This window comes from Rhodanobacter terrae (assembly GCF_042657005.1).
In the GTDB taxonomy this organism is placed as follows: domain Bacteria; phylum Pseudomonadota; class Gammaproteobacteria; order Xanthomonadales; family Rhodanobacteraceae; genus Rhodanobacter; species Rhodanobacter terrae.
Genome location: NZ_JBHSNG010000009.1, coordinates 41,793 through 53,573, shown reverse-complemented (window position 1 = coordinate 53,573; position 11,781 = coordinate 41,793). Strand labels below are relative to the sequence as shown.

Sequence of the window (11,781 nt, the reverse complement as noted above, 5' to 3'; positions counted from 1 at the left end):
AGGATCACCATGAAGCATGCCCGTGGGTTGACGATGCTGGCGAGCACGGCGTTGCTGCTGACCTTGGCAGCCAGTCCGGCACTGGCGAAGGACGGTGCCAAGTCCAAGCAGGAAGCGCAGTATCCCAACGCAACCCGCGTTGCGCCGAAACTCGATCTGACCAGCGAGAAAGAACAGAAGCAACTCAATGAAGGTCTGGATGCGGTCAGCGCCGGCGACAAGGCGAAGGCCGAGCAGATACTGCAGCCGCTCGTCGACGGCAGCAAGAGCAAGTATGCCCAGGCGCTGGCCCTGCAGGGCCTGGCCACGATCAAGTACAACGGCGGCGACTACAAGGGCGCGATCGCGCTGCTGCAACGCTCGCTGGCAAACGGCGTGATGCCGAACGACACCTATTTCCAGCTTCAGTACATGCTGGCGCAGTTCCAGCTGGCGGACGAGCAGTATCAGGCGTCGCTGGATACCCTCGCCAAATGGCGCGCCGAGGGCAAGAAGGAAACCGCCAGCTCCTACGCGACTGAAGGCAACGATGATTACCGTCTGGGCAAGTATGCGGAGGCGATCGCCGCCATCAAGAAGGCGCAGTCGCTGACCGACAAGCCGGAGCCGAGCTGGAATCAGATCCTGATGGCCAGTTATGCCGAATCCGGTCAGGGCGACCAGGCCTCGAAGTTGGCCGAGCAGAACTACGCGGCCAACCCGAACGATCCGAACGCGCTCAACAATGCCGTCGCCGTGCTGATGCAGGCACAGAAGGATCCCGAAGCGATCCAGCTGATGGAAAAGGCGCGTGCCAACGGAACGCTGAAGTCCGAATCCAACTACGTGAATCTGGCCAAGCTGTACCTGATCACGGGCCAGTCCAGTGGCGATACCAAGCCGAACGCTATCAAGGCCAGCCAGGTGCTCGAGGAAGGCATGGCCAAGGGGGTCATCACCTCAAGCTCGGACAACGAGATGCTGCTCGGACAGTCCTACGAGCTGGCTGACAACGTCAGCAAGGCGCTTGATGCTTATGGCAAAGCCGCATCGACCGCCACCGATGGCGAGGCATCCCTGCGCGCCGGCCAGCTGCTGCTGACCGAAAGCAAGTTCAGCCAGGCCAAGGGCGTGATCCAGCAGGCCATCGGCAAGGGCGTGAAGCACAAGGGCACCGCCTACATGATGCTGGCCGAGAGCGAGCGTGGCCTGAAAAACAAGCCGGCAGCGATTGCCGCGATGAAGATGGCCGCACAGCAGCCTGAAACCGCGGAGAAAGCCAAGGCCTGGTTGAAGAAGTCCGGTGCCGGCAACTGAGGCAGGATTGATTGGACAACCGGCGGGACAGATGGACGTCCATTTATCTGCCCCCTCGGTGCTATACAAATGTCATGTGCTGTTGTACCGTTGAAAACCTTTCCCTGCGTCTCCCCAGCGGCGAGTTCCGTCCAGACATCAGACGGTTTCGGGTTACGCCCTGCGGCAACGTTCTCTTCCCGTTGATCAGCTTCAGACAAGTGACAGATGGCCTCAAGTAACGAAGAAAATGGGCGCGAGCCGTTTAGCTGGAAGCGCACCTGGGCATTGGCAGTTGCCATCGGGCTGCATGCATTTGCGTTTCTGTTGATCGTGGCGCCGATGGCGCCACCGACGCAGAACCACAAAGAAAAAGAACACATCGTCCAGGTGAACTTCATCGAGCCGCCGCCGCCGCCGCCGCCGCCACCGCCGCCGCCGCCGGAGCCGCCGAAGCAGCCGCCGCCGAAGATCATTCAGCAGATCAAGCCGCCACCGACACCGCCGCCGCCGACACCGCCGCCGCCGGTGGAAGAGGTGTCGCAGAATGCGGTCCAGGCACCGCCACCGGCACCGCCAGCACCACCGGCACCGCCAGCGGACATCACGGCCAGCTCGGACCTCAGCTACAACAGTCGTCTTCAGCCGAAGTATCCGCCGCAGGCTATCCGCCAACGGCATGAGGGTACGGTAGTGCTGATGATCCTGGTGGGCGTGGATGGATCGCCGAAAGACATCAAGGTCGATCAATCCAGTGGTTTTCACGAGCTCGATCGTGCGGCGATGGAAGCGGCACAGCACTGGCGCTTCAACCCGACCATCCGAAATGGAAAAAAAGTTGAGGGGTACGCTCGCGTTCCGGTCAACTTCAATCTCAATTCGCTGTAATCCGGCTTCAATCGATTACAGTTACAGTTCACGCTTGACTTTCCTAGGGTAGTGTTATGTTCTTACAGACTCCTGCAACAACCGATGCTGCACAGGCCATGGGTGGCAACACCAACGCCGAAGCCATGAAGGCGATGGGTTTCAGCCACCTGATGCAGAACTTCGATGCGCTCGGCTGGATCGTCTTCGTGACGCTGGTCGCGATGTCGTTCCTGTCGTGGTACTTCATCGTCGCCAATGGCATTCGCAATGCCACGATCAAGGCACGCGCCGACAAGGTCATCGACGGCTTCTGGGGCAACGGCTCCACCCAGGACGCGATTCGCGAACTGGAAGCCCAGCCCAAGAGCGAGCCGTTCTCCAAGATCGCGCTCGATGCCGCTTCCGCGGTCGCCCATCATCAGCAGACCGCCAGCGGCACCACGGGTCGCCTGGCCGAATCGCTGGGCCGCTCGGAGTTCATCGACCGCGCCCTGCGCCAGGCGGTCGCTCGCGAGAGCCTGCGCCTGGAAGGCGGCATGACGTTGCTCGCGACGGTCGGCTCGGCCGCCCCGTTCGTCGGTCTGCTCGGCACCGTGTGGGGCATCTACCACGCGCTTATCGGCATCGCTGCCACCGGCAACGCTTCGATGAACGCCGTGGCAGGTCCCGTCGGCGAGGCGCTGATCATGACCGCATTCGGTCTGTTCTCCGCGATTCCTGCGTTGTTCGCCTACAACTTCTTCAGCCGTTCAAATCGCGTGGTCTACGCCCGTTTCGACGAATTCGCGCATGACCTGCACGACTTCTTCGCCACCGGTTCGCGCGTCGAAAGCCAGAAGTGAGGGATTGACCCATGGCAGTCAGTCTAGGTGGCAATTCCGGCGGCCCGATGTCGGAAATCAACGTCACGCCGCTGGTCGACGTGATGCTGGTACTGCTGATCATCTTCATGATCACGGCGCCGCTGATGTCCCACTCCATCACGATCGAATTGCCTACCGCGAATCCCAAGACCAAGGATACGGAAGTGGTGGTGCCGCCGCTGGATCTGGCGGTCAAGTCGGATGGCAGCATGTACCTCAACGACCACGCGGCCACCGAGGCCGAGTTGCGGGCGCAGTTCTTGGTGGATGCGCAGAAGACGCCTCAACCGGAGCTGCAGATTCGCGCGGACAAGACCACCGAGTTCAAGATCGTGAAGAAGATCATCGGCATCGCCAAGGACTCGGGCATGGTGCATGTCGGCTTCATGACCACCGACGCGCCTAAGGGGTGATCAGAGATGGCATTCACTACCAAAACCAGTGGGCCGATGTCGGAAATCAACGTCACGCCGCTGGTCGACGTGATGCTGGTGCTGCTGATCATTTTCATGATCACGGCACCGGTGCTGGCGCACAAGATCCAGGTTGACCTACCGCAGCCGAATCCGAATGTGGTCAATCCACCAACACCGCTGGAACCGATCCACTTGAAGATCGACCCGAGCGGGGCGTTCTACTGGAACGACACACCGGTCGACGAACTGGGCCTGAAGGCGCAGCTGGCAGTGATTGCCCAGCAGAGCAATCAGCCAGAAATCCAGATTGCGGCCGATGACGCTGTGGCATATCAGTATGTGGCGATCGTGCTGGCCGATGCGAAGAGCTACAACTTGACCAAGATCGGCTTCAACGAAGCCCAGTAAGCCGGTCTGTCAGGATTCGCAAAAAACCCCGCTTCATGCGGGGTTTTTTGTTGGTGCGATCGCACTCCAGGTGGCTGGATCAGCGCAGGATCTGCAGGTAGTTGCGCACGGTCGTGGCCAAGCCCTCGTATAGCGCCTCGCCGATTAATGCATGACCGATCGAAACCTCGGCCAGACCGGGAATCGCTGCCTTGAAGGTACCCAGGTTGGCCTGGCTGAGATCGTGCCCGGCATTTACCGCCAGCCCGGCCTGCTGCGCGCGCCGCGCCGTGTCCGCGCATGCCGCGAGGGCCGCCTCTGGCCGGCCGTCGGCGAACGCCTGCGCATAGGGTCCGGTATAGATTTCGATGCGCTGCACGCCGATCACCGCCGCGAGATCGAAGTCCCGGCTGCCGGCGTCGACAAACAAGCTGACCCGGCAACCGAGATCGCACAGCTCGCCCACCAGAGGCCGCAGCCGTGCGATGTCGCGTCGCAGGTCGAAGCCGTGATCGGAAGTGATCTGGCCGTCGCCATCGGGCACCAGAGTTACCTGAGTCGGGCGGACTTCTCGCGCCAGGGCGATCAACCCGGGGTACTCCCCGCGGGCGTCGGCAAACGGATTGCCCTCGATGTTGTATTCCACCCGGCCACGCAACATCGCGGCCAGTGCGCGTACGTCGCTCGGTCGCACGTGGCGTTGGTCCGGTCGTGGATGCACGGTGACGCCACCGCAGCCGGATTCGATGCAGGTCTGCGCCGCGACGCACATATCCGGTTCGTGGCCGCCGCGCGAATTGCGCAGCACGGCGATCTTGTTGAGGTTGACGCTGAGCAGGGTCATGGTCGGCAAGCGATCTCAGGCAGTGGAGGCCATTGGCACGGAAACATCTTCCACCAGCGGGATGACACGATGGGCCGGAAACAGTGCGCCGATCAGTCGCCGCTGGCAAGCGTGCCCAGTCGGACCCGGCGCATATCACCGCGCCACGCCAGTGCAGCCACCTGCGTGGTATCAACGGCCAGTCGTTGCAGTTGCCAGGCACCGACATCGTCGCCTTCGAGCCGCTGCAGGGTCAGCTGCCCGGCCTCGTTGGCAATGCTGAGGCGATCGAGGCCGAACGCAAGGCCGCGTCCCAGCGCTTTCAGCACCGCTTCCTTCGCTGTCCACATTTCCAGAAAGGCGGCATCGCGAGCCGTGACCGGCAGCGCCGCCAGGGCTTCCGCCTCGGCGGTGCTGAAATAGCGTCGGGCGATTTCCATCGCCCGCGGCCGCGCGCGCAATTGCTCCAGATCGATCCCCGGAGTGACCCGGCGACCGACCGCGATCAGCGCGTGGTCGCCGCTGTGCGACCAGTTGAAACCCAGCGATCGATCATGGCCGGCGGCGAGCGCGGGCCGCCCATGCTCGCCGGCGATCAGCGTGACGCGATTGGCTTCGATGCCGAGGTAGGCGCCCAAAACGACATGCAGCGGTTTTCGTCCAAGCGGCGGCCGGTAGTCCAGCTGCCACACATGAATCTCGTCATCGCGCAGGTGCTCTGCTAGGTTGGCAAGCGTCTGTGCGTGCGTTGCGGTCATCCGGGCATGGTGCCGATCGCCGCGCCCGCACACAAGCATGCCGGCATGCGTCTGCGCGGTCCGCCGTGGGTCCGGACGGTACCGGGTCATCCGTTCGATTGGGGAGAAAGCTTGCTTGATCCAGGGTTGGCTGCTGCTGCTGGTGTCGCTGTTGTATGTCGGGCTGCTGTTCGTGGTGGCGTTTGCGGGCGACCGTCGGCCGCTGTATCCGCGCCAGCCGCGCCTGCGGCCTATTGTCTACAGCCTGTCCCTGGCGGTCTATTGCTCGTCGTGGACGTTCTATGGCGCGGTCGGCACCGCAGCACGCGACGGCCTGGCCTATCTGCCGATCTATCTGGGCCCGATCTTGCTGTTCGTGTTCGGCATCGGTTTGTTGCGCCGGCTGCTGCTGGTGGTGAGGCAGCGCAACATCACCTCGATCGCCGATTTCATCGGTGCCCGGTTCGGCAAGTCGCACGGGCTGGCGGCTCTGGTGGCGGTGATCGCGGTGATCGCGGTGGTGCCGTACATCGCGCTGCAGTTCACGGCGGTGGCGATGTCGTTCGGCGTGCTCAGCGGTACCGCCCAAGGCGCCACCGTTGCTGGGGGTATAGACAGCGCCCTGTGGTGCGCGATGTTGCTGGCCGTTTTCGCGATCCTGTTCGGGACCCGCAGCATCGATGCGACCGAGCACCACCACGGCATGGTGCTGGCGGTCGCGCTGGAATCGCTGATCAAACTGTTCGCCTTCGTGGTGCTGGCGGGCTACGCACTGTGGCGCGGTCCGGGGCTGGTCAGCACGGCGCAACTGCCGTTGGCGCAGTTGCGCCATGGCTTGTCGCCGGGGTTCCTGGCGCAGACCATGCTCGCGTTTTGCGCGATGTTCTGCCTGCCGCGTCAATTCCAGATCGGCATGGTCGAATGCGAGGACGCCAGCGATCTCAAGCGGGCGCGCTGGATGTTGCCGCTGTACCTGACGGTGATCAGCGTGGCGGTGCTGCCTATCGTGGCCGCCGGCATGCATGTCCCCCAGGTGCGCGACGGTGCCGCCGATGCATGGGTGCTGACCTTGCCGATGACGCACGGCGACCGCAGCATGGCGTTGCTGGCTTTTGTCGGGGGATTCTCCGCCGCGACCGGCATGGTGATCGTGGCCTCGGTGGCGCTGTCGACGATGATCAGCAACGACTTGGTGATGCCGGCGCTGTTGCGCATTCCGCGGCTCAACCTGGAGCGGCGCAGCGATCTGTCGCAACTGGTCCTGCGCGTGCGGCGGGTGGCGATCGTGGTGCTGGCGCTGATGGCGTATGTGTACTACCGGGTGGCCGCCGATGCGGAAAGCCTGGCCGCCACCGGGCTGCTGGCGTTCGCCGCGGTGGCCCAGTTCGCGCCGGCGCTGATTGCCGCGCTGTACTGGCGCGGCGCCAGCCGCCGCGGTGTCGTGGTGGGCTTGCTGGGCGGTTTTGCGGTATGGCTGTATACCTTGCTGCTGCCGGCGGTCAGCCGCTCTTCCGCATGGCTGCAGCAAGGTCCGTTCGGCTGGGACTGGCTGCGCCCGCAGGCGCTGTTCCATCTCAGCGGCTGGGACCCGGTGATGCACGGTGTGTTCTGGTCGTTGCTGGTCAACGTGGGTTGCCTGGTCTTCATCTCGCTGCGCTTTCGGCCAAGTCTGGAGGAACGCCTGCACGCGGCGGTATTCATGGAGGCCGGTCCCGACAGCCACCATGGCGCCGGCGACTGGCGCGGTCGCGTGGCGGTGGCCGACCTGCGCACCATCGCCGAGCGCATCGTCGGCGAACGCGGCAGCACGCGCGCGTTCGATGAATACGCCCAGCGTCGCGGCCGGCCGCTGCTGGCCGGCGAGGCGGCCGACCGCGCGCTGATCCAGTACACCGAGCGCCTGCTGGCCTCGGCGGTGGGTGCCGCCAACGCACGACGCATCCTCATCGGTGCGTTGTCCGGCAGCGGGCTCGACGTCGCCGAATCCATGGCGTTGATGGACGAAGCTTCGCAGGAGTTGCGCTTCAACCGCGCGCTGCTCTCCACCACGCTGGAGAACGTGTCGCAGGGCATCAGCGTGGTCGACGCGCAGATGCGGCTGGTGGCGTGGAACCGGCGCTACCTGGAACTGTTCGATTACCCCGACGGCATGGTGTACGTCGGCGTGCCGGTGGCCGACCTGATTCGCCGCAATGCCGAACTGGGCGAATGCGGACCGGGCGAAGTGGACGGGCATGTGGCCAAACGCATCGATTACATGCAGGCCGGCTCCTCGCATCTGTTCCAGCGTATCCGCCCCGATGGCACGGTGATCGAGATGCGCGGGCAAGCGCTTCCCGGCGGCGGCTATGTCACCACCTATACCGACGTGACCGCGTACAAGCATGCCGAACAGGCGCTGATCGAAGTGAACGAGACGCTGGAACAGCGGGTGGAACAGCGCACCGCCGAGCTGTCCGAGGCGCTGGTCGCCACCGCGCATGCGCGGCGGGCCGCGGAAACGGCGAACATCTCCAAGACGCGCTTCCTCGCTGCCGCCAGCCACGATCTGCTGCAGCCGTTGAATGCGGCACGGCTGTTCACCTCGGCGCTGCGCCAGCATCCGGGACTGGACGCGGAGGCGAGCGGACTGGCCGAGCGCATCGACGCGTCGTTCCGTGCGGCCGAGGACTTGCTGGACGCCTTGCTGGATACCTCGCGGCTGGATGCCGGCAGTTATCGGCCGGACGTGGGCGGCTTCGCGCTGGCCGAGTTGTTCGATTCGCTGCAGGGGCAGTTTGCGGTGGTGGCGGAGCAGCGCGGGTTGCGCCTGCGCGTGGCGACGACCACGCTGGCGGTACGCAGTGATCCGCAGCTGCTGCGCCGGATCGTGCAGAATTTTCTCTCCAACGCCTTGCGCTACACCAGCAAGGGCGGCGTGCTGCTGGGTGCGCGGCGGGTCGGCGACCAGGTGCGCATCGAGGTATGGGATTCCGGCCCCGGCATCGCGGCGGAACAACGCGCGCGGATCTTCGACGAGTTCCAGCGGCTGGAGCAGCCGTCGCCTTGGGGCGAAAAAGGACTGGGGCTGGGGCTGTCGATCTGCGATCGACTGGCGGGCATACTCGGCCATCGACTCGATCTGCATTCGCAAGTCGGCCGCGGCAGTTGTTTCGCGGTGAGCGTGCCGCGCAATGAAGCGGTGCCGGTGCGTCGCCAGAAAGTGCAGCGCAGCGGCCCGGACAAACAGCTGCCATTGACCGTGCTGTGCCTGGACAACGACGCCGCGATCCTCGATGGCATGCAAGCGCTGCTCAGTCGCTGGGGTGTCGACTGCCGCATCGCGCTGGATGTAAAGCAGGCCGGCCGGGAACTGGCGCGCGGCCCGATCGACCTGATCCTGGCCGACTATCATCTGGCCGATGGCGTCGATGGCTTGCAGGCATTGCAGCAACTGCGCGCGGTGCTCGGCGGGCTGCCGCCGGTGGCAATGATCACCGCCGACGGCAGCAGCGAGCTGAAGCAGCAGGCGCGTGCGCTGGGTTATCCGGTGCTGCACAAGCCGGTGCGGCCGGCCGCGCTGCGTGCCTTGCTGACGGCCCTGCTGCGCCGCTAGCGACCGCATCCCTCAGCGGCCGCATTCTTCTTCGCCGCCTCGATTCTCGCCGCCGGGCCGCGCGGGCATGCTTTCCTGATCCAGCGCCAGATGGCTGGCGATCAGTGCGACCTGGGTGCGATTGTTGACACCCAGCTTGCGCATGATGGCGGTCATGTGCGCCTTGATGGTGGCCTCGGAGACGCTGAGTTCCCATGCGATCTGCTTGTTGAGCAGGCCTTCGGCGATCATCGCCATCACGCGGAACTGCTGCGGTGTCAGCGTGGCGATCTGCGCGGCGGCGGCGGCTTCATCGGGCTTGAGTTCGCTGGCGCCGCCAAGCTGCGGATGCGGCAGCCAGACGTCGCCGTCGAGCACGGCGCGGATCGCCGCGACGATGTCATCGCTCGAGGTGGATTTCGGGATATAGGCCGATGCGCCATGCGCCAGTGCGCGGCGCGCCACCTGCGCTTCCTCGTGGCCGGACACCACGATGGTCGGCAGCCCCGGGTACTGGCCGCGGATATGCGCCAGCGCGGAATAGCCCCGCGCACCGGGCATATGCAGGTCTAGCAGCAGCAACTCGGCATCGGGGAACTGCTCGACCAGGCCGAGCAGCGCGTGCACGCTGTCCGCGCTGTGCACCCGTGCCTGCGGCACCGCGGCCAGCACCGCACGCTGCAGTGCATCGCGGAACAGCGGATGGTCATCGGCGATCAGGATGTCGGACATGGGACTCGCTGGGTGTGTAGGAGCGCGGTTGCGCGCGATGCTCTTCGGCACGTTACGTAAGAGCATCGCGCGCAAGCGCGCTCCTACAGTGGTAGGTGGGAGAGCATCGCGCGCGAGTGCGCTCCTACACAGGCTTCCTCATTTGATCAGGCGCTCGTCCACCAGGCTCTTCACCACGCCGGGATCGGCGAGCGTGGTGATGTCGCCGAGCTGGTCGGGCAGGTTCTCGCCGATCTTGCGCAGAATGCGACGCATGATCTTGCCCGAGCGGGTCTTCGGAAGGCCGGGTGCCCACTGCAGGTAATCCGGCGTGGCGATCGGACCGATCTCCTTGCGCACCCAGGCGATCAGCTCCCTGCGCAGCTCTTCGCTGCCGGTTTCGCCGGCAATCAAGGTGACATAGGCGTAGATGCCCTGGCCCTTGATCTCGTGCGGACAGCCGACCACGGCGGCTTCGGCGACTTTCGGGTGCGCCACCAGCGCGCTCTCCACCTCGGCGGTGCCCAGGCGATGGCCGCTGACGTTGATCACGTCATCGACCCGGCCGGTGATCCAGTAGTAGCCGTCCTCGTCACGGCGCGCGCCGTCGCCGGTGAAGTAATTGCCGGGGTAGGCGCTGAAATAGGTCTCGATGAAACGCTGGTGATCGCCATAAATGGTGCGCGCCTGGCCGGGCCAGGAATCGGTGATCAGCAGGTTGCCTTCGGCCGCGCCTTCCTGCACTTCGGCGTTGATATCGACGATGGCGGGTTTGATGCCGAAGAACGGCAGCGTGGCCGAACCGGGTTTGGTGGCAATCGCACCGGGCAGGGGCGAGATCATGATGCCGCCGGTTTCGGTCTGCCACCAGGTGTCGACGATAGGGCAGCGCTCGTCGCCGACCACGCGGTGATACCAGGTCCATGCTTCCGGGTTGATCGGCTCGCCGACCGTACCGAGCAGGCGCAGGCTGGCGCGCGAGCATGCCTTCACCGGTGCCTCGCCCTCGCGCATCAGCGCACGGATCGCGGTCGGTGCGGTGTAGAACAAGGTCACCTGGTGCTTGTCGATCACCTGCCAGAAGCGGCTCACGTCGGGATAATTCGGCACACCTTCGAACATCACCGTGGTCGCGCCATTGGCCAGCGGGCCATACACGACGTAACTGTGCCCGGTGACCCAGCCGACGTCGGCGGTGCACCAGTAGATGTCGTCTTCGCGCAGGTCGAACACCAGCTCATGCGTGTAGCTAGCGAACACCAGGTAGCCGCCGGTGCTGTGCAGAACTCCTTTCGGCTTGCCGGTGGAGCCGGAGGTGTACAGCACGAACAGCGGGTGTTCGGCCTCGACCGGCGTGGGCGGGCAGTCGGCCGACTGGCCTTCCATCAGGGTGTGGTAGTAGCGGTCGCGCGGCGACTGCATCGCCACCGCGCCGCCGGTGCGGCGCACCACGATGACGGTTTCCACGCTGTTGGTGCCGGGCCGTTCCAGCGCGGTATCCACGTTCACCTTGAGCGGAATGCGCTTGCCGGCGCGCACGCCCTCGTCCGCGGTGATCACCACTTTCGCGGCGGAGTCGGCGATGCGTCCGGCCAGCGAGTCGGGCGAGAAGCCGCCGAACACCACCGAGTGGATCGCGCCCAGCCGCGCGCAGGCCAGCATCGCCACCGCCGCCTCGGGAATCATCGGCAGATAGATCGCGACGCGATCGCCCTTGACCACGCCGAGGTTCTTCAGCGTATTGGCGAACTTGCACACTTCGGCGTGCAGCTCGCGGTAAGTGATCTTGCGCGAGTCGTTCGGGTCGTCGCCTTCGAAGATGATCGCCACCTTGTCGCCGCGCGTGGCCAGCTGGCGGTCGAGACAGTTCGCGCTGACGTTGAGCTCGCCGTCCTCGTACCAGCGGATATGCAGATCCTTGGGGTCGAACGAGACGTCCTTGATCTTGGTCGGTGGCTTGATCCAGTCCAGCCGTTGGCCGATGCGACCCCAGAAACCCTCCGGGTCGCCGACCGACTCGGCATACAGACGCGTGTAGTCGTCGTGGCGCAGACGCGCCTTGGCGGCAAAGGCGGGATTGACCGGGTAGAGCGTGGACATGACTGGGCTCCTGCTGGCTCGGCGT

General features: G+C 64.8%; 10 protein-coding genes. 6 read left to right on the top strand and 4 right to left on the bottom strand.

Translation table 11 applies throughout. From position 1 onward, the window contains the following. Window positions 1–9 precede the first annotated feature (9 nt). From ACFPPB_RS10290 to ACFPPB_RS10270, 5 genes are all read left to right on the top strand, one after another. Window positions 10–1,296 (top strand): tetratricopeptide repeat protein, encoded by a 1,287-nt coding sequence (locus tag ACFPPB_RS10290; RefSeq protein ID WP_377326715.1) that lies wholly within the window; start codon window positions 10–12, stop codon window positions 1,294–1,296. Window positions 1,297–1,503: 207 nt separating this feature from the next. Then, a complete protein-coding gene (locus ACFPPB_RS10285; RefSeq protein ID WP_377326713.1) occupies window positions 1,504–2,163 on the top strand; it encodes an energy transducer TonB in 660 nt (219 codons plus the stop codon). 98 nt (window positions 2,164–2,261) lie between these two features. Then, a complete protein-coding gene (locus tag ACFPPB_RS10280) occupies window positions 2,262–2,987 on the top strand; it encodes a MotA/TolQ/ExbB proton channel family protein (protein WP_377326711.1) in 726 nt (241 codons plus the stop codon). An 11-nt stretch (window positions 2,988–2,998) separates the two neighbouring features. Beyond that, the gene (locus tag ACFPPB_RS10275) at window positions 2,999–3,421 is read left to right on the top strand and encodes an ExbD/TolR family protein (protein WP_377326709.1); all 423 of its coding nucleotides are present in this window, start codon (window positions 2,999–3,001) and stop codon (window positions 3,419–3,421) included. Between the two features lie 6 nt (window positions 3,422–3,427). After that, window positions 3,428–3,832, top strand: a complete 405-nt coding sequence (locus ACFPPB_RS10270; protein WP_377326707.1) for an ExbD/TolR family protein — start codon at window positions 3,428–3,430, stop codon at window positions 3,830–3,832. 79 nt (window positions 3,833–3,911) lie between these two features. On the opposite strand, the gene ACFPPB_RS10265 is transcribed toward ACFPPB_RS10270, so the two are convergent. Further along, complete coding sequence (locus ACFPPB_RS10265) at window positions 3,912–4,655, bottom strand: pyridoxine 5'-phosphate synthase (protein WP_377326863.1); 744 nt, start codon at window positions 4,653–4,655, stop codon at window positions 3,912–3,914. Between the two features lie 92 nt (window positions 4,656–4,747). Next, the gene (locus tag ACFPPB_RS10260; RefSeq protein ID WP_377326705.1) at window positions 4,748–5,392 is read right to left on the bottom strand and encodes a 4'-phosphopantetheinyl transferase family protein; all 645 of its coding nucleotides are present in this window, start codon (window positions 5,390–5,392) and stop codon (window positions 4,748–4,750) included. A gap of 115 nt (window positions 5,393–5,507) precedes the next feature. Here ACFPPB_RS10260 and ACFPPB_RS10255 point away from each other — a divergent pair, with 115 nt between their 5' ends. Beyond that, a complete protein-coding gene (locus tag ACFPPB_RS10255; RefSeq protein ID WP_377326703.1) occupies window positions 5,508–8,966 on the top strand; it encodes a PAS domain-containing hybrid sensor histidine kinase/response regulator in 3,459 nt (1,152 codons plus the stop codon). A gap of 12 nt (window positions 8,967–8,978) precedes the next feature. Here the strand turns inward: ACFPPB_RS10255 and ACFPPB_RS10250 are convergent, their stop codons facing one another. Both ACFPPB_RS10250 and acs read right to left on the bottom strand, forming a co-directional pair. After that, window positions 8,979–9,677: a response regulator transcription factor gene (locus ACFPPB_RS10250; RefSeq protein WP_377326701.1), complete on the bottom strand. Its 699-nt coding sequence runs from the start codon at window positions 9,675–9,677 to the stop codon at window positions 8,979–8,981. Between the two features lie 138 nt (window positions 9,678–9,815). Continuing rightward, a complete protein-coding gene (acs, locus tag ACFPPB_RS10245) occupies window positions 9,816–11,756 on the bottom strand; it encodes an acetate--CoA ligase (protein ID WP_377326699.1) in 1,941 nt (646 codons plus the stop codon). Window positions 11,757–11,781 lie beyond the last annotated feature (25 nt).

Bases quoted from the DNA above. Each gene is read 5' to 3' on its own strand.
- ACFPPB_RS10290 (WP_377326715.1), top strand. From the start codon at position 10: ATGAAGCATGCCCGTGGGTTGACGATGCTGGCGAGCACGGCGTTGCTG.
- ACFPPB_RS10285 (WP_377326713.1), top strand. From the start codon at position 1,504: ATGGCCTCAAGTAACGAAGAAAATGGGCGCGAGCCGTTTAGCTGGAAG.
- ACFPPB_RS10280 (WP_377326711.1), top strand. From the start codon at position 2,262: ATGGGTGGCAACACCAACGCCGAAGCCATGAAGGCGATGGGTTTCAGC.
- ACFPPB_RS10275 (WP_377326709.1), top strand. From the start codon at position 2,999: ATGGCAGTCAGTCTAGGTGGCAATTCCGGCGGCCCGATGTCGGAAATC.
- ACFPPB_RS10270 (WP_377326707.1), top strand. From the start codon at position 3,428: ATGGCATTCACTACCAAAACCAGTGGGCCGATGTCGGAAATCAACGTC.
- ACFPPB_RS10265 (WP_377326863.1), bottom strand. From the start codon at position 4,655: ATGACCCTGCTCAGCGTCAACCTCAACAAGATCGCCGTGCTGCGCAAT.
- ACFPPB_RS10260 (WP_377326705.1), bottom strand. From the start codon at position 5,392: ATGACCGCAACGCACGCACAGACGCTTGCCAACCTAGCAGAGCACCTG.
- ACFPPB_RS10250 (WP_377326701.1), bottom strand. From the start codon at position 9,677: ATGTCCGACATCCTGATCGCCGATGACCATCCGCTGTTCCGCGATGCA.
- acs (WP_377326699.1), bottom strand. From the start codon at position 11,756: ATGTCCACGCTCTACCCGGTCAATCCCGCCTTTGCCGCCAAGGCGCGT.